The sequence below is a fragment of the Streptomyces melanogenes genome (assembly GCF_014649795.1).
Lineage (GTDB): Bacteria > Actinomycetota > Actinomycetes > Streptomycetales > Streptomycetaceae > Streptomyces > Streptomyces noboritoensis.
This window is the reverse complement of the sequence record NZ_BMTS01000001.1, coordinates 66,299-83,150: the sequence shown is the minus strand read 5'-3', so window position 1 is coordinate 83,150 and position 16,852 is coordinate 66,299. Positions and strand designations below refer to the sequence as shown.

Annotated in this window: 17 protein-coding genes; 6 read left to right on the top strand and 11 right to left on the bottom strand. The window is 73.4% G+C overall.

Going from position 1 to position 16,852, the window contains the following annotated elements; all coding sequences use genetic code 11:
* The first annotated feature begins 29 nt into the window (after window positions 1–29).
* Complete coding sequence (locus IE252_RS00425; RefSeq protein WP_190087185.1) at window positions 30–479, top strand: universal stress protein; 450 nt, start codon at window positions 30–32, stop codon at window positions 477–479.
* Between the two features lie 175 nt (window positions 480–654).
* On the opposite strand, the gene IE252_RS00420 is transcribed toward IE252_RS00425, so the two are convergent.
* Window positions 655–1,866 (bottom strand): CapA family protein, encoded by a 1,212-nt coding sequence (locus IE252_RS00420; RefSeq protein WP_190087184.1) that lies wholly within the window; start codon window positions 1,864–1,866, stop codon window positions 655–657.
* 211 nt (window positions 1,867–2,077) lie between these two features.
* On the opposite strand from IE252_RS00420, the gene IE252_RS00415 reads away from it, so the two are divergent.
* Complete coding sequence (locus tag IE252_RS00415; protein ID WP_229847776.1) at window positions 2,078–2,740, top strand: sigma-70 family RNA polymerase sigma factor; 663 nt, start codon at window positions 2,078–2,080, stop codon at window positions 2,738–2,740.
* Here the strand turns inward: IE252_RS00415 and IE252_RS00410 are convergent.
* On the bottom strand, window positions 2,659–2,847 hold the full coding sequence (locus tag IE252_RS00410) for a zf-HC2 domain-containing protein (RefSeq protein WP_190087183.1): 189 nt from the start codon (window positions 2,845–2,847) through the stop codon (window positions 2,659–2,661). The genes IE252_RS00415 and IE252_RS00410 overlap by 82 nt on opposite strands.
* Window positions 2,848–2,968: 121 nt before the next feature.
* On the opposite strand from IE252_RS00410, the gene IE252_RS00405 reads away from it, so the two are divergent.
* The gene (locus IE252_RS00405; RefSeq protein ID WP_190087182.1) at window positions 2,969–3,460 is read left to right on the top strand and encodes a hypothetical protein; all 492 of its coding nucleotides are present in this window, start codon (window positions 2,969–2,971) and stop codon (window positions 3,458–3,460) included.
* A gap of 29 nt (window positions 3,461–3,489) precedes the next feature.
* Here the strand turns inward: IE252_RS00405 and IE252_RS00400 are convergent, their stop codons facing one another.
* On the bottom strand, window positions 3,490–4,251 hold the full coding sequence (locus tag IE252_RS00400) for a LytR/AlgR family response regulator transcription factor (protein ID WP_190087181.1): 762 nt from the start codon (window positions 4,249–4,251) through the stop codon (window positions 3,490–3,492).
* Window positions 4,252–4,337: 86 nt separating this feature from the next.
* Between IE252_RS00400 and IE252_RS00395 the strand changes: the two genes are divergently transcribed.
* Window positions 4,338–4,985 (top strand): zf-HC2 domain-containing protein, encoded by a 648-nt coding sequence (locus IE252_RS00395; protein WP_190087180.1) that lies wholly within the window; start codon window positions 4,338–4,340, stop codon window positions 4,983–4,985.
* Between the two features lie 28 nt (window positions 4,986–5,013).
* Here IE252_RS00395 and IE252_RS00390 read toward each other — a convergent pair whose 3' ends face one another.
* The 5 genes from IE252_RS00390 to IE252_RS00370 form a co-directional block, all read right to left on the bottom strand.
* Window positions 5,014–5,874 carry an Fpg/Nei family DNA glycosylase gene (locus tag IE252_RS00390; RefSeq protein ID WP_190087179.1) on the bottom strand — a complete coding sequence of 287 codons (861 nt, stop codon included), beginning with the start codon at window positions 5,872–5,874 and terminating at the stop codon, window positions 5,014–5,016.
* A 3-nt stretch (window positions 5,875–5,877) separates the two neighbouring features.
* Entirely contained in the window at window positions 5,878–7,212 is a 1,335-nt protein-coding gene (locus tag IE252_RS00385; RefSeq protein ID WP_190087178.1) for a wax ester/triacylglycerol synthase family O-acyltransferase, read from the bottom strand.
* A 118-nt stretch (window positions 7,213–7,330) separates the two neighbouring features.
* On the bottom strand, window positions 7,331–9,370 hold the full coding sequence (locus IE252_RS00380) for a SpoIIE family protein phosphatase (RefSeq protein WP_190087177.1): 2,040 nt from the start codon (window positions 9,368–9,370) through the stop codon (window positions 7,331–7,333).
* A 36-nt stretch (window positions 9,371–9,406) separates the two neighbouring features.
* Window positions 9,407–10,624, bottom strand: coding sequence for a DUF6777 domain-containing protein (locus IE252_RS00375; protein ID WP_229847774.1), 1,218 nt, complete (start codon window positions 10,622–10,624; stop codon window positions 9,407–9,409).
* Between the two features lie 168 nt (window positions 10,625–10,792).
* Window positions 10,793–10,951 carry a hypothetical protein gene (locus IE252_RS00370; protein WP_190087176.1) on the bottom strand — a complete coding sequence of 53 codons (159 nt, stop codon included), beginning with the start codon at window positions 10,949–10,951 and terminating at the stop codon, window positions 10,793–10,795.
* Between the two features lie 367 nt (window positions 10,952–11,318).
* Here IE252_RS00370 and IE252_RS00365 point away from each other — a divergent pair, with 367 nt between their 5' ends.
* Window positions 11,319–11,978 carry an inositol oxygenase family protein gene (locus IE252_RS00365; protein ID WP_190087175.1) on the top strand — a complete coding sequence of 220 codons (660 nt, stop codon included), beginning with the start codon at window positions 11,319–11,321 and terminating at the stop codon, window positions 11,976–11,978.
* Here IE252_RS00365 and IE252_RS00360 read toward each other — a convergent pair.
* Window positions 11,957–13,483, bottom strand: coding sequence for an SDR family NAD(P)-dependent oxidoreductase (locus tag IE252_RS00360; RefSeq protein ID WP_190087174.1), 1,527 nt, complete (start codon window positions 13,481–13,483; stop codon window positions 11,957–11,959). The genes IE252_RS00365 and IE252_RS00360 overlap by 22 nt on opposite strands.
* 117 nt (window positions 13,484–13,600) lie before the next feature.
* Entirely contained in the window at window positions 13,601–14,293 is a 693-nt protein-coding gene (locus IE252_RS00355; protein WP_190087789.1) for a (2Fe-2S)-binding protein, read from the bottom strand.
* Window positions 14,294–14,605: 312 nt separating this feature from the next.
* Here IE252_RS00355 and IE252_RS00350 point away from each other — a divergent pair, with 312 nt between their 5' ends.
* On the top strand, window positions 14,606–15,544 hold the full coding sequence (locus IE252_RS00350) for a DMT family transporter (RefSeq protein ID WP_190087173.1): 939 nt from the start codon (window positions 14,606–14,608) through the stop codon (window positions 15,542–15,544).
* Here the strand turns inward: IE252_RS00350 and IE252_RS00345 are convergent.
* Window positions 15,514–16,704: a transglycosylase family protein gene (locus IE252_RS00345; protein ID WP_190087172.1), complete on the bottom strand. Its 1,191-nt coding sequence runs from the start codon at window positions 16,702–16,704 to the stop codon at window positions 15,514–15,516. The genes IE252_RS00350 and IE252_RS00345 overlap by 31 nt on opposite strands.
* Window positions 16,705–16,852: the final 148 nt, after the last annotated feature.

The window sequence follows — 16,852 nt, the reverse complement described above, 5'->3', positions numbered from 1 at the left end:
CCTGTCGGGAGCGGGTTAGCCTCGATGGTGTGACAACACCCTTCGAACGCGGTACGGATGGTCCCAAGGTCATCGTCGTCGGGGTGGACGGCTCCGACTCCTCGCTGCGCGCGGCGGCCTACGCGAGCGGGCTGGCCCGGCGCCAGAACGCGCTGCTCGCGGTGGTCTACGTCCAGCCGCTGGTGCCCGCGGGCGCCGCGATGGGGGCGCCGATCGCCGACACCACGGGTGAGATCGCGGAGGGCCTGGCCGAGGAGATCCGCGCGGCGGCGGAACGGGTGCGGGACATCTGGACCGTGCGGTGGGAGTTCCATACGTTGCGGGGCGACGCGTATGGGGGGCTGGTGGCGGCTGCGGATTCTTTGAAGGCGGATGCGGTGGTGGTGGGGGCGTCGGAGTCGGCGGGGCATCGGATCATCGGGTCGGTGGCGGTGCGGTTGGTCAAGGCGGGGCGGTGGCCGGTGACGGTGGTTCCGTAGGGGGTTGGATTCCCCACCCCGCCCCTTCCCGAAAGCCCTCTGGCGGGCGGCCGGGTTCGTCGACTGCAGGCCGTCTGTGGCTGGTCGCGCAGTTCCCCGCGCCCCTAGGTGGTTAGGGGCGCGGGGAACTGCGCGAGCAACCCAGCACGGTCCGCAGACGAACGGGGGCGCAGCCCTACCCCGTCGCCATCCGCAACCCGTCCCGCGCCGCCCCGCGGCCCAGCACCGCCTCCCGGATCTCCGTCTCCGCCGTGCGGTAGTCCTCCCGGTCGGGGGAGGCGCGCAGGGCCTCGGGGAGGTTCACCACGCGGCCGCGGTCCGCGTCGACCCACTGGGGGATGAACTCCGCCTTGGTGACCTCCCACCGCGCCCCCTCCCGCACGGGCGGCGCGAACGTGAAGCGGGCGATGGAGCTCATGTTGCCGCGCGGATCGCGCGCGCCGGAGTTGTTGAACATCTCCCCCGCGACCTGGTCGCCCTCCCCGTAGACGATCCAGGTGCCGTTGACCTTCTCGTACGCCTGCGGGATGTGCGCGTGCGTCCCCAGGATGAGGTCGATGTCGGGGCGGCCCCCGGTGCGCGAGGCCGTGAGCGCCTTGCCCAGCTGGAGCTGCTGCTCGTCGGGCTCGGTCTGCCACTCCGTGCCCCAGTGGAGGCTGACGACGACCACGTCGGCCCCCGCCTTACGGGCCGCGCGCGCGTCCGCGAGGATCTTCTGCTCGTCGATGAGGTGGACGGCCCACGGCTGCCCGTCCGGCATCGGATAGCCGTTGGTGTCGTACGTGTACGCCAACTGGGCGACCTTCGCGCCGCCCGCCTCAAGCAGGGCGGGCGTCGCCGACTCCGTGGCCGTGCGGCCCGAACCGGTGTGCTGGAGGCCCGCCTTGTCGAAGGCGCGCAGGGTCCGGGCGATCCCGTCCGCCCCGTCGTCGAGGCTGTGGTTGGACGCGGTCGAGCACGAGTCGTACCCGGTGTCCTTGAGCGCGGCGGCCACCTGCGGCGGCGACTTGAAGGCCGGGTAGCCGGTGAAGGGCCCGCCGTCCGGCCCGTACACCGTCTCCATGTGGCAGATCGCCAGGTCCGCCCGGGAGATCACCGGCTTGACCCCGGCCAGCATCGGCCGGAAGTCGTAGCCGTCCCCGCCCGCGTCGGCCGCCGCGCGCTCGATGGTCGAGGAGTGCGGCAGTACGTCACCGGTCGCGACCAGCGTGAACGGGCGCGGCCCCGCCTTCGCCGAACCCCCGGCCGGCGACGGCGTGCCGGGCCGCTCGGAGTCCTGGTGGTGCGGCAGGCGCGCGGGGGCGGGGTGCTCCACCGAGCACCCGGCGGTCGCGGCGAGGACGAGGGCCGCGACGGCCGCCGTCCGCCGGCTCGTGCTGCTGGTCATGGCACCGGGCTCCATGGGTCGGGAATGCCTGATTGATTATCAGATATCCATATCACGCATAGATAGCCCGATTGTCCAACCGTTCGCCGCACCATTCGCCGCTCCATTCGACCGTTCGTCGCATGTCGCGGTCCGGCGGCTGTCCCTTCGCGCCCGACTGCGCTCGGATACGGGCTGCGGCCTGCGGACTTCTCGGGAAGGGAGCACCACGGTGAGCACGGGTATCTCGGACGCGGTCCCCCGACCGGACACGGCCCCACGGCCGGGCGCGGCCCCGCGAGGTGCGGCGCCGCCGCGGTACACCCGCGAGCCCGACCTCGCGGCGCTCCAGCGCGAGCACGGCCCCGCCCTGATGCACTTCCTGCTGGGCCTGACCTACGGCGACCGCCAGCGCGCCGAGGACCTGCTCCAGGAGACGCTGGTCCGCGCCTGGCAGCACCCGGAGGCGTTCGAGGGCCCGTACGCCTCGATGCGGCCGTGGCTGTTCACCGTCGGGCGGCGCCTCGCCATCGACGCCCGCCGGAACCGGCAGGCGCGCCCGGTCGAGGTGCACGACGCCGTGCTCGACGCGCGCGTGGAGGCGCAGGACGACCACGCCGAGCGGTCGGCGGCGGCGCTCGACGTACGGGACGCGGTGCGCACCCTGAGCCCCGAGCACCGGGCGGTGCTGGCGCAGATCTACTTCCGGGGGCTGAGCGTGGCCGAGGCGGCGGAGGTCCTGGGGGTGCCGTGCGGCACCGTCAAGTCCCGCTCGTACTATGCTCTGCGGGCCCTGGCGCGGGTCCTGCCGGGCTACTCGTCCGGCGGCCCGTCCGCCAGGTCCTCCTCGGAGAGCAGGGCAAGCATCGAGGGCGCCTCCGCGACCTCCAGGTAGGCCGCGCGGCAGCCCGGGCAGGTGCGCAGATGACCGGCGACCCGGCGGTCCTCGTCCGGCGCGAGGGCGCCCAGGACGTAAGCGCCGAGCGACTGCCGCACATGCATGGGCACCTCGTGTGGGACGACGGATCCTGCCCTTCTGGCCACGGCGGGCACGCTCCCCCGGTTCAATGCTCCCTGGAGCTCCCTGGAGCGCCTGGACAGTCGATGAAAGAGGCGAGACGGAATGCGTCCGGAGGGTACGAACGGGACCAGTGGTGGCGAACTGCTGGTGCCGATGGCATGGATGTACGCGGAGTACATCGCCGACGAATTACTGCGCACCGGCGATCTCATGCCGCCGACGACGCTCGAATTCAGGGCCGGACGCAACGCCTTGGCGTTGACGATCTTCCTGTCGGACGGCGCGGTCGGCGGCGCGCGGGTGGTGGCCAGACTCGACGAGTGGAGTTCGCTGACCGCGGCCGGGCGGCCGTGGCACGGCTGGGTCCGCGAGCGCCTGCGCGAGCGGGAGGCGGCCGGGTCCGGCCCCGACCTGGCGCTGGCGCGGGACGCGTGGCGGTGGCTGGAGGAGACCGAGCTGCTGGCCGCGGACCTGGAGGCGGTGGTGCCGGGCGGGGTCGACCCGCGCGCCGAGGCCGAGGACGAGCCGCGGGTGTGGACCCCGGCGTGGGAACTCGGCCTGCCGCTCGGGCATCTGGCGATCCATCTGTTCTGACGGACCATCAGAACGTAGGCGATGGAGCATCAGCGACCGCCGCGACGCAGCAGCTGGTCGCGGAGGGTACGCGCATGGCGGCGGCTGACGGGGAGCTCGGCCCCGCCGATGCGGACGGTCATACTGCCCGCCTCCAGGCGCAGTTCGTCGATCCTGGCGAGCGCCACCAGATGGCTGCGGTGGACGCGTACGAACCCGTGTGCGCGCCAGCGGTCCTCCAGCGTGGACAGCGGCACGCGCACCAGATGGCTGCCGGAGTCGGTGTGCAGCCGGGCGTAGTCGCCCTGCGCCTCGGCGTACGCGATGTCGGCGACGGCCAGGAACCGGGTGACGCCGCCGAGCTCGACGGCGATGTGGGCCGTCGCGGACTCGTGCACCTCCGGGAGCGCCGGGCCGCGCTCCCCCCTCATCTCGGCCACCCGGCGCACCGCCTCGGCGAGCCGCTCCCTGCGGACGGGCTTGAGGACGTAGTCGACCGCCTTCAGGTCGAAGGCCTGGACGGCGAAGCCCTCGTGCGCGGTGACGAAGACGATCAGCGGCGGCCGGGCGAACCCGGCGAGCAGCCGGGCGATGTCGAGTCCGGTGAGCCCCGCCATGTGGATGTCGAGGAAGACGACGTCCACACCCTGTTCGTCGTCGGGCCCGGCGTCCAGCGCGCCCCCGATCAGGCGCAGCGCGTCGGTGGCCCCGGTGGCGCCCTCGGCGCTGCGGATCCGCGGATCGGAGCGCAGGAGGTAAAGGAGCTCCTCCAGGGCGGGGGCTTCGTCGTCGACGGCCAGTACGCGCAGCATGCGGTCGGATTGTAGGTGCGCCGACTCCTTACTGTCCCTTCCCGTGTGACTTGAGTGATTGGGCCGCCGTCTGCGTACCAGACGGCATGAGGCCGCTGGAACTCCACCGGGACGTCGGGGCGTACGCGCTCGGTGTGCTCGGTGTCGCCGAAACCTTCCGCTTCGAGGAGCACCTGGCGGGGTGCGCGCACTGCGCGCGCCTGCTGGAGGAGCTCGGGAGTGTGGAGGCGCTGCTCGCCGCGTACGCCCGCTGGACGCCGCCCGGGGTGGATCCGGTCGCCACGCCGTCGCCCGGCCTGCTGCACTCGGCGCTCGGCGCGGTGGGCGACCGGCTGCGGGCGCGGCGCAGGAGGCGGCTCGGCCTGCTGGTGGCCGCGGCGGCGCTGGTGGCGGGCGCGCCCCTCGCTGCGCGCGAACTGATGGCGGACCCGGCCACGCCGCACTGGACGGCGACCGCGGCGGCGCCCGGGGTGACGGCGACGCTGGCGGCCGCGCCCGCCGGGTTCGGCACCGACGTGGGGCTGGACGTGGGCGGGGTGCGGGGACCTGCGGTGTGCACGCTGGTGGCGGTGGGGCGCGGCGGCGAGGAGGACACGGTGGCGACCTGGGCGGTACGGGACGCGGCCCAGGTGACGATGCGGGGGGCCGCGGCGCTGGCACCCGCCGACATCTCCCGCTTCGAGGTGCGGACCCGGGACGGGGCCCGGCTCGCGACGCTGACCAGGTCGGGCTGAGGGGCGGCCGTCCGCCGTACGGGGAGGACTACTTGAGCAGCTTGGACATCCGCCGGTCGGCGAGGGTCTTGCCGCCGGTCTGGCAGGTGGCGCAGTACTGGAGCGAGGAGTCCGCGAAGGAGACCTCGCGGACGGTGTCGCCGCAGACCGGGCAGGGCTCGCCGGTGCGGCCGTGCACCCGCATCCCGCTCTTCTTCTCCGCCTTGAGGCGGCCCGCCGCGAGCCCGCGCGAGCGCTCCACCGCGTCGGTGAGGGTGGCGCGGACCGCCTCGTACAGCGTGCTGATCTCGTCGTCGGTGAGCCGGTCCACCTGCTTGAACGGCGACATCCGTGCCACGTGGAGGATCTCGTCGCTGTAGGCGTTGCCGATCCCGGCGATCAGCGACTGGTCGCGCAGCGCGCCCTTGAGCTGGCGCCGCTCCCCCGCGAGCAGCCCGGCGAACCGGTCGCGGTCGAAGTCCGGGGCGAGCGGGTCGGGCCCGAGCCGGGCGATGCCGGGCACTTCCCGCGGGTCGTGGACCAGGTAGGCGGCGAGGCTCTTGCGGGTGCCCGCCTCGGTCAGGTCGAACCCGGCCCCGCCCTCCAGCGCGACCCGCAGCGCCAGCGGGCCCTTGCCGGGGCGCGGCGGCGCGGTCGGCAGCGCGTCGTGCCAGCGCAGCCAGCCGGCGCGGGCCAGATGGAGCGCCAGGTGGAGGCCGTCGGCGTCGAGGTCGAGGAACTTGCCGTACCGCCCCACACCCGTGACCGTCCGCCCGTCGAGGGCGGCCAGCGGCGGGTCGTACGTCTTGAGGACGCTGATCGCGACCGGCTGCGCGCGGGCGATCCGGTGGCCGACGAGATGCGTGGCGAGGAAGTCACGGAGCGCTTCAACTTCGGGCAATTCCGGCATACCTCACAGGTTAACCAGCTCCGCGAGCTCCTCGCCCAGCGCCCGCGCCAGCCAGTCGACGTCCGGGACGGCCTTGCCGTCGGCGACCAGGCCCACGTGGATACGGCCGCCGTACGTGGACAGGGCGACCGCGAGGGACTGGCCGCGCGCCAGCGGCGCCATCGGGTAGATCTCCCGCAGCGGGCAGCCGCCCAGGCTCAGCCCGGTGCGGGGCAGCGGCACGCTGGTGACCAGCACGTCGAAGAGGATGCGGGCCGCGCCGCCCGCCAGCGGCGCCCCGAACCGGTGGGCCAGCGGCGGCAGTCGGTCCGCGAGCAGCGCGACCGCCCCGGCACCGCGCCCGGGCCCGGCGGCCTTGTTCCGCTCCATGGCGGTACGGACCGCGGCGAGCCGGGCCGCCGGGTCCGGCTCGTCGACCGGGAGCCCCAGGAGGTACGCGGAGAGCTTGTTGCCGGAGCCGGGCGGGGTGCCCGGGCGGCGCCGCGAGACCGGGACGAGGGCGCGGGGCCGCGCGTCCGGGACCGGGGAGCCGCGCTCCAGCAGCCAGCGCCGCAGCCCGCCCGCGACCACCGCGAGCAGCACGTCGTTGGCGGTGCCGCCGCTCACCCTGCGCACGCGCCTTACCTCGTCCTCGTCGAGCACGGCCGTGGCCAGGCGCCGGGTGCCGCTGGAGTCGGCGGCGAGCGCGGAGGCGGTGCCGAGTTCGAGGCGGCCGGCCCGGACGACGGAGGCGCCGATGCCGACCGCCCTGGCCACCTCCCCGACCCGCTCGCGGGCGAACCCGGCGACCTCGCGCGGGCCCGGCAGCCACGACTTCGGGGGCGCGGGGCGGCCGCGCCGGGTGCGCGGTTCGGCCGCCTGGTCGAGGATGCCCGCGCCGATGGCGACAGCCCGCATCCCGTCGGCCAGGGCGTGGTGCAGCTTGACCAGGACCGCGAAGGGCGCTCCCGTACGCCCGTCGTCGCGGCCGGTCAGGACGTACATCCGCCAGGGCGGCAGACCGCGTTCGAGGGGGCTCTCCATCAGCTCGGCGGCCACGCGGGCGGCCTCGGCGGCGAAGTCGTCGCCGGGCAGCCGGACCAGGCCGACATGGCGGCGTACGTCGAACTCCTGGTGCGCGACCCAGGCGGCGCCGCCGACCGGCAGCCAGACGCCGCGCACCCGCATCCGCAGGCGCCGCACCGCGGCGGCCCGTTCGGCGAGCAGGTCCGCGATCCGCTCGCCGTCGCAGCCCGGGCGGGCGTCGAAGACCGCGAGCGCCCCCAGGTGCATCGGGTGCTCGGCCGATTCGAGGTGCCAGAACGCCAGGTCGAGAGGGGCCAGAAGCTCACTGCTCAAGGGGGCCTCGTGTCAGTCGCGGGCGGGCAGCCGGCGACACCGCCGACCGCACGAGTTCAGCAGTCAAGCGTCAACGTTCGGTTACGGTCAAGTAGGATCAGATTACGGATAGTTACTGTCAAGTAGCGCGCTCGGGGACGATGAACTCGCACCACACGCATTTGCCGCTGCCCCTCGACTCCACGCCCCACACGTCCGCGAGCCGGTCCACCAGCATCAGGCCGCGCCCCGACACCCCGGAGTCACCCGCCTCGCGGCGGCGCGGCAGGGCGCTGGAGCGGTCCTCGACCTCGACGCGCATCCGCCGCTCGGGCCCGGCGAGCACCCGTACGGTCACGATGGCGCCGCCGTCGGTGTGCATCAGCGCGTTGGTGATCAGCTCGTCGGCGGCGAGCTCGATCTCGTCGGCCCGCTCCCGGGCGCCCCACGCCCGCACGGCGGCCCGGATCATATGGCGCGAGGAGCTCAGCGCCTCCGGGTCGTTCTGCGCCACGTGCTGCTGGAGCCGGCCGCCGCTCTGCGGGGCCTCCAGGGCGCGCCGGCGCAGGAGCAGCAGCGCCACGTCGTCGTCGCCCGCCCGGTCGTCGACCACGTCGCACAGCCGGTCGGCGAGTTCCTGGAGGTCGCCGGGCCCCGACCGTACGAGCGCGGCGAGCAGCTGCATCCCGTCGTCGAGGTCGGCGCCTGGCTGCTCGACCAGGCCGTCGGTGTAGAGCAGCAGGGTCTGGCCGGGGTCCAGCTCGACGGTGGTGACCGGGTATTCGAGCCGCCCGAACTCGGCGGACAGGCCCAGCGGGAGGCCGCCCTCGACCGGCAGTCTGCGACAGCTGCCGTCGGAGTACCGCAGCAGCGGGTCGACGTGTCCGGCCCGCACCAGCTGGACGACCCCGGTCGACAGGTCGGCCTCGGCGTAGGTGCAGGTGGCGAAGCGGTCGGTGTCCAACTCGTGCAGGAACACCGAGGCGCGGGCCATCACGGTGGCCGGGGTGTGCCCCTCGGCGGCGTAGGCGCGCAGCACGATCCGCAGCTGGCCCATGACGGCGGCGGCGTGCGTGTCGTGGCCCTGGACGTCGCCGATGACCGCGCCGACGCGGCCGCCGGGCAGCGGGATGACGTCGTACCAGTCGCCACCGATGTCCCGGCCGAGCCGGGCCGAGCGGTAGCGCACCGCGATCTGGGCGCCGGGCACCTCGGGGATGCGGCGCGGCAGCATGGCCTGCTGGAGCCCCTCGGCGAGGTCGTGCTCCTGCTCGTAGAGCACGGCCCGCTGGAGGCTCTGGGCGATGGAACTGCCCAGCGCCACCAGAAGGTTGCGCTCGTCGGCGGTGAACCCGGTCTTGTCGCTGTAGAGCAGGCCGAGGGCGCCGATCGGGCGGGCCTGGGCGATCAGCGGGAGATAGGCGGCGGCGGTGATGCCGAGGCCGCTGATGTGCGGCCACAGGCGGGGGTAGGAGCGGGCGAAGTCGTCGGCGGTCTGGATGAACCGGGGCGCGAGCGTGCGGACGACCTCGCTCATCGGGTACTGCTCGTCGACCCGGGTCCAGCGGGTACCGGGCACGAAGCTGCCCTCGGGGCCCTCGGCCACCAGATGGATCCGGCCCGCTTCGAGGAGCCCCATCACCAGGCTGGTGGCGCCCAGGTGTTCCAGGCCGTGCGAGCCCTTGAGCACGTCGATGACGTCCTGGACGGTACGGGCGTGCGCCAGGGCGGCCGTGGTGCTGTCCACCACGCTCGTACTGCGGCGCTGGTCCTCGTCGTCGGCGGCGGGGCGGTCGGAGTACTCGGTGAGCTCCTGGGTGGCGTCCCGGACCACGCCGATGATGCGCTGCGGACGGCCGGTGGCGTCCCGTTCCACGTACCCCTGGGTGTGCGTCCAGCGCGCGGAGCCGTCGCGCAGCCGGACGCGGAAGTAGGCGCCGTAGTGGACGCTGCCGTTCTTCAGCGCCTGGGAGACCAGGGCGTCGAGCCGGGTCCCCTCGGCCGGGGTCACCCGGCTGCCCAGGGTCTCGGGCCGGCCGTCGTACTCCTCGGGCGCCATGTCGAAGACGGCCAGCGCGGAGCGGTCCATGTGCAGCTGCCCGCTGATGAGGTCCCAGTCGAAGGTGCCCATGCGGTTGAGGGCGAGGCCGAGACTCGGGGGCGCGGGCCAGTCGTCCATCGTCACTCCGATCCTCGGTCCGATCGGGGGCGTCCGTCAGGAGAGTCTGGCGTCCAGCGGCGGCTCGGTGTCGAAGTCGGAGGTGCCGGACGGCAACTGGCCGCCCGACGACTCGGGCGGGAAGACCGGCGGCGGCTCGGACGGCAGGGTGGGCAGCTCGGTGGACGGGGTCGGCACGATCTGCTGGCTCGGCGTGACCGGGAGCGACGGCGGCTTCGACGTCAGCTTGGGACTGACGGTGACGGTGGCCGTCGGGCAGCCCGAGGTGGTGGGCGCGCTCGGCGTGGTGCCGCCCGGCGGCACCGACGGGGGCGACTGCGTCACGGTGACCGTCGGGGTCGTGCTCGGGCAGTTGGTGCCGCTCGGGGAGGTGCTGGACGTGGACGGCGTGGACTCGCTCGGCGAGACGGCGGGGCTGGACTGGTCCGGACTCACCGACGTGGACGGCGAGTCGGTGACCACCGGCGCGGTCGGGTCGATCTGGATGTCGGGGCGCTCGCGGTCGTGCATGCCGTGGTCGCCGGTGGGCCGCTCGATCCAGGTGTTGTTGATGACGTTCACGATGATCAGGCTGTTGATGACCGTGGTGGTGCGGTTGATGACGACGGTCCGCTGCGGCTGGTAGCCGGGCCAGGACTGGCCGCGCGAGGCGGCGCCCCGGGTGGCGACGGGGGGCTTGAGCGGGTTGCCGCAGGCGCAGCGCACGCGCGGGGTGCCGTGGTCGTCGACCATGACGGCGGTGCCGGCCTGGAGCACGGACTGGAAGGCCGTGGCGTGGCCGTCCTTGAAGCCGTGGTTGGTGACCCGGGTGTCGGCCCGCAGCACCACGGGGGTCAGCCCGCGCAGGAACGACGGGAGGTCGTCGGGGTTGATCCCGGCGGTCTCCGAGAACGCGCGCGCCTTGACCCGGTCGGCGTTGAGGAAGCGGATCTGCTGCTCCACGTCGCAGCTGGCCACCGACTGGGTGCCGCCGTAGAGGCCGGGAGTGGAGCCCGAGACGGCACGGATGGCCTGCACGGTCGCCGTGGGGCTGCTGGGGGCGTTCGGCGGCGGCTGGGAGGGCGTGAGCGGCTTGGCGGCCTTGGCCGTCGACTCCGTGAAGGGGTCGGGGCCGGACGCCGCGACGGGCTGCAGGAACAGCTCCTTCTGATCGGAGGCGCTGTTGCCGCCGCTGTCGCTGCCACAGGCCGCGACGAGCACTCCGATGGACATGACGGCTGCCGCCAGGGTGAACCGGCGCGGGATCGGGCGCACGCAAATCTCCCACCTTTTGCCCCGAGTTATCCCTTATTGTCTGCCGGATGTCGGCCGGTCCCGCAAGCGGACGACCGGCATACGTGTGGCCGGGCCGCACCACTCGCGGCGCGCCGGAACGACGTGTGCCCCCTGCCGGAACAGGGGGCACACGTCACACGGACCCGCTCAGTCAATGCCAGGCAGAATGTGCGGCTCGGCCAGGTCGTCCTCGTACCCGGCCAGCCGGATCGGGGCCGAACGGGCCCAGACTTCGAGGTTGCGGAGCTTTTCGGGCCGGCCCGGCCGGTCGCCGCGTTCCGGTGTCCGCTGTTCGCGTTCTGTCATCTCTGGTGTCACCGCGCACTCCTCTGTGTCGCGTAACCCTGGGCGTACTGGCGACTCCGGTCTCTTCCCGGTCGCCGGCCGCCCAAGGGGGCAGGGGGCAGGGGCAGTTCTGACGCGGTGGCGCCGGCACTCTGTCGGAAGCACGGCCAGGTTGCAGGCCGGTCCCGGAACGGGCATCGAGGACTGGTGGATCCTTTGATGGCTTCCGTCGGGGTCAGAGTAACCAAATGAGCGGACCCCCGCTCGATGGGGCCACTTCCTTTGCGTCAACTTTCCTTCGCCGCCCGTTCAACACGGAGTTCATCACGGCGTTCATCCGGCCATGATCTGCTGACCGGCGTCGGTCGCCACCCGGGGAGGAGTTCACATGGACCTGCCGAGCCGGCCTCGGTCCGTCGCGGAACTGATGGACCTGCTGCACGCCTGCCGGGACGCCTGGGACACACCGGACCGCAGCGGCGATCCGGTCGATCTGCACGACCACGCCCTGCAGACCGCCCATCTGCTGCGGCGCACCCATCCGAGTGACAAGGAGCTCCAGATCGCGGGGCTCGTCCACGATCTGGGGCATCTGCTCCGTCCGGGTGACGACGCCGGGCACGCGGACCGCGCGGCGGACGCGGTGCGCCCGCTGCTCGGGGCGCGGGTCGCCCGGCTCGTACGGCTGCACGTTCCGGCCAAGCGCTACCTCGCGGCGGTCGAGCCCGACCGGACGCTGTCGCCGCAGAGCGAGCTGACCCTGCGGGCGCAGGGCGGGGTGATGACGCCCGAGGAGGCGGACGCCTTCGCGCTCGACCCGGAGGCCGAGGCGGCGCTCACCCTGCGCCAGGCCGACGACGCCGGGAAGGTCGTCGGCCTGGACGTGGGTGTGATGGAGGACTGGCGGCCGGTCCTGGAGCTGGTGGCCGCGCGGCACGGGGGCGGTACGACGCCTGACCCGGGCGGACACGCCGGTGGCCGGACTCCCCCGAGGGAGCCCGGCCACTTTCGCGTGTCCGGTGGGGCCTACCAGTTCCCGGGCGCGTAGTCCTTCAGGAAGACGCTGTGCAGGTCCTCGCCCGCCTCGCCGCGCACGATCGGGTCGTAGACGCGCGCGGCGCCGTCGACCAGGTCGAGCGGGGCGTGGAAGCCCTCCTCGGCGAGCCGCAGCTTGTCGTGGTGCGGGCGCTCGTCGGTGATCCAGCCGGTGTCGACGGAGGTCATCAGGATCTTGTCGGTCTCGAACATCTCCTGGCCACTGGTCCGGGTGACCATGTTCATGGCGGCCTTGGCGGCGTTGGTGTTGGGGTGTCCGGCGCCCTTGTAGCCGCGGCTGAAGACGCCCTCCATCGCCGAGACGTTCACCACGTACGCACGGCCGTTGGGCGCCTTGCGGGCGGCCTCGGCCATCACCGGGCGGAGCATGCTGATCAGGATGAACGGCGCCGTGTAGTTGCACAGCTGGGTTTCCAGCAGCTCGACCGGGGAGATCTGGTCGATGGACTGGACCCAGGTGTTGGTGTCGACGACGTCCGGGAGCAGCCCGCCCGCGTCGATGGCGGTGCCGTCGTGGTGCCGGGCGATGCTGGCGTTGCCCGCGACCAGCGCGAGGTCGGCGACCCGCTGGGCGTCGAGGCCGGAGGTGCCGAGCGGCAGCGCGGCGAGCCCGTCGACCGCGCCGGAGTTGAAGGCGCCGATGACGTGGTGGGCGGGCAGTTCGCCGGCGGGCAGCGGGGCGCCCTCGCCGTCGACCAGGGCGGCGTAGGCGGAGGGCAGCCGGCGCACGGTCTGGGTGGCGTTGTTGATCAGGATGTCCAGCGGGCCCTGCTCGGCGGTCTGCTCCGCGAGCGCGACCGCCTGCGCCGGGTCGCGCAGGTCGATGCCGACGACCTCCAGGCGGTGCATCCAGTCCGCCGAGTCCTCCATCGCCTTGAACCGGCGGATGGCGTCCTTGGGGAAGCGCGTGGTGATCGTGGTGTGGGCGCCGTCGCGCAGCAGCCGCAGCGCGATGTACATGCCGATCTTCGCCCGGCCGCCGGTGAGCAGCGCGCGCTTGCCGGTCAGGTCGGTGCGGGCGTCCCGGCGCATGCGGTTCTCGGCGGCGCACTTCTGGCAGAGCTGGTGGTAGAAGTAGTCGACCTCGACGTACCGCGTCTTGCAGATGTAGCAGGAGCGCGGGCGCTGGAGTATCCCCGCGATCTCTCCGGTGGGGGTCGCGGACGACGGCAGGATGCCCTCGGTCTCGTCGTCGATGCGCTCGGCGGAGCCGGTGGCGGTGGCATGGGTGACGGCCCGGTCGTGGGCGGTCTTGGCGGCCCGGCGCTCCTGACGGCGGCGCTGCTTCACGGTCCGGTAGATGGCGGCGGTGGCGCGGCGCACGGCGATCGCGTCCGGGTGGTCGACCTCGATGGTGTCGAGCTCGTCGAGCACGCTGAGGCAGACGGCGAGCCGCTCCGGGTCGATGCCGGGGCCGTACTCGATCTCGGGTTCGCCGGGCTCCTGGCCGATGCCGGGACCGTACCCCTGGTCCTGGATGTCCTCTGTCACCGTCATCGCCGTCGCCGTTCCTCGGTCATGCGTGCGGTCTCGCCCGCGCGTGAAAGTTCCCAAAAGCGGAATGGTACGGAGCGAGGACGCCGCACACCAAACCGCGAGCCCTCCGGCCGCCGGTCAGGCGCGTACGGGTGGCCGATCGAAGGCGCAGTCGCCGCACAGGCCGGCGCCCGGGCAGCGGTAGTAGAGGCAGCAGCTGCGGCGCCGGAAGGCCGGGCCGGGGAGCAGGGTGCCGGTGCCCGCGAGGTCGGGGTGGGCGAAGAGCTCGGCGCCGAGCTCAAGGGCCCGCCGGGCGGCGTCCGGGCGGCCCTCGCGCCGCGCCCAGCGGTGCAGCTCGCGGACGGCCCCGGCGAGCGCGGAGCCCGCGTTGCCCCACAGCAGGCCGGGCGAGACCGGGGTGTCGCGGCGGAAGGCCTCGGCGAGCGGGACGAGGTGGCCGTACTGGACGCTCTCGCGGATCCGCTCGGCGGTGCCGGGCAGCGGCCGGACCGCGTCGAGCAGCAGGTCGTCGGGGGCGCCGCGGCCGCCGTCCCAGGACAGGGCCTTCGGGTCGAGGTCGGGCAGCTCGCCGTGGAGCACGGCGGACCCGAGGGCGATCGACCAGAGCCGGGCGACGAGTCCCAGGTGGGCGATGGAGGCGGCGGTCCGGCGCTCGGGCGCGCGCAGGGCGGCCGCGACGGTGTCGATCCGGGCCGTGAGCGGCGCGCCCTCGCCCGCGTACAGCCGCGCCAGCGGAAGGTGCGCGCCGTCGGCCGGTCCGGTGCGCAGCGCGAAGAACCCGCCCACCGACGCCACCGCCGCCAGATCCACCACGCGTCCCCTTTGTTCCCGTCCGCTTTGTTTGCGTCCGCAGGCGCCGCCCACGGAAAGACCTGGCGTGTCCGCGCCAGGATGGCCGTGATTCTTACAGATTTTCGATCGAACTTACGTACGACTACTACCGGACATCCCTAGGGGGTCATCTGGCCGAAATGATCCAAACACACCCACCCTCACCAGCAGTTGTACCGAATGTCCGATGTATGGACGACTTCTGGAGTAGGCGCCTACTCCTATGGCAGTACGTGTCAATGCGGTCTCAAGGACGACGACGGAAGGCGATTCGCGAGAGATCGTGGATGCATGAGTGCCCTTGCCCTGTCCGTGCTGCTCTCCCTGGTCTCCGCCGTCGCCTACGCGGCCGCGGCGATCGTCCAGGAGCGCGTGGCCGCGGCCACCCCCGACAGCACCTACCTCCGCCAAGGCGCCTGGTGGGTCTCCGTGGCACTCAACGGTCTCGGCGCCCTCCTGCACGTGGTGGCACTCGCCTGCGGGCCGCTCACCCTGGTGCAGCCGCTGGGCGCGCTGACCATAGTCTTCGCGCTGCCGATGGCCGCCGTCTTCGTCCGCCGCAAGGCGGGCGCGGCGGCCTGGCGCGGCGCGGTCATGGCGACGGTCGGCCTCGCCGGGCTGCTCGCCCTCACCACCGACGCGGACGCCGACTCGGTCGGCGGCGGCCAGCGCCTGCTGCTGGCGGCGGCCACCTTCGGCGGGATGGCGGTGCTCTTCCTCGCCTCGCGCGTGGTGCACGGGCCGGTGGTGCGCAGCGTGCTGCTCGCCGCCGCGGCCGGTGTCTCCTTCGGCATGGCGTCGGTCTTCACCAAGCTGGTGGCCGAGGACTGGGACGCGGGCCTCCAGCTCAGCGAGGTGCCCAGCCTGCTGGCCATAGCGGTGCTCGCCGCCGCCGGTCTGCTGCTCTCCCAGGCCTCCTACCGGGGCGCCGGGCTCGCGGCGCCGCTGGCGACCGTCACCGTCGTCAACCCGGTGGTCGCGGCGACCGTCGGGCTCACCATGTTCGGCGAGGAGTTCCGGTACGGGACGGCCGGGCTGGTCTTCGCCCTCGCCAGCGGCATCGTGGCGGCGGGCGGGCTGATCCTGCTCACCACCGAGCGGCTCGGCGCCGCCTCCCGCCGCTCACGCACCGAGCACAAGACGCTGCCGGGCATCCCGGCGCCCGGTCCGAGCGCCGAGAGCAAGAGCACCGGGTCCGATCAGAGGCTGACGCCGCCCGCCCTGAGGTAGGCCAGCGGGTCGATGTCCGACCCGTAAGCGGGCCCGGTGCGGATCTCGAAGTGCAGATGCGGCCCGGTGGCGTTGCCGGTGGAGCCGGAACGGCCGATGCGCTGGCCGGAGTTGACCTGCTGTCCGGCCCGTACGTTCACCGCCGAGAGATGGCCGTACTGGCTGTACTTGCCGTCGGCGTGCCGGATCACCACCTGGTAGCCGTAGCTGCCGCCCCAGCCCGCCTCGACGACCTTGCCGGTGGCCACGGCCCGTACCGAGGTCCCGGTGGAGACGGGGAAGTCGACGCCCGTGTGGTAGCCGCTCGCCCAGGACGAACCGGCCTTGTGGTACGGGGTGCTGGGGCCGGCGTCGACGGGAGCGCTGAACCCGGCGCTCTTGTGGACGACCGGCGTCGGCGCCTGCTGGTGCGGGGCGGCGGGCTTCTTGGGCTGCGGCTTGGCGGGGTGCTTCTGCTGCGGCTTGGTCGGCTGCTTCTGCTGGGGCTTCGGCTTCGGGTGCGCCTTCGGCGGCGTCGCCGTGTCCGGCAGGGCCAGCCGCTGGCCGGGCAGGATCAGATCGGGGTCGGGGCCGACGACCTTGCGGTTGACGGTGTACAGCGCCTGCCAGCCGCCCTTGACGTGCTCGGTGTGCGCGATGCGGGAGAGGGAGTCGCCGGGGATGACGGTGTAGCCCTCGCGCTTGCCGGGGACCTTGGTGGGGCTCGCCTGCGGCGGCGCCTTCTTCGCCACGCGCGCGTGGTGCTGCTGCGCCGCCGGGGTGGTGTGCGCGGTGTGCGCGGCGCCCCGGGTCAGCCCCGCCTCGCCCGAGCAGACCGGCCAGGCGCCCGGGCCCTGGGCGTCCAGCACCTTCTCGGCGACGGCTATCTGCTCGCTCCTGGAGGCCAGGTCGGCGCGCGGCGCGTACTGCCGTCCGCCGTAGGCCACCCAGGTCGACTGGCTGAACTGGAGCCCGCCGTAGTAGCCGTTGCCGGTGTTGATCTTCCAGTTGTCGGTGGACTCGCAGGCCGCGACCTTGTCCCAGACGTCCAGCGACGCGGCGTGCGCGGCGCCCGCGCCGATCAGAGGCAGGGCCATGCCCGCCCCGCCCGCCGTCACTGTCAGCGAGGCCCGGTTGATACGGCTCGGCTGATACCGGCGGTGCCGCCCGCGTACGGACATGGGTCCCCCTCGAACGCATCGGGAGCCGCCAAACTAGGGGCTCTGAACGGACCGTGACAAGAGTGCGTACCCACGCTTCGAGGGGAATGCCGGCCGAGTCGCGCGGCTTGGAGTCTTCCGTAGGGTTGATCGAGCAGCGCACCCGATG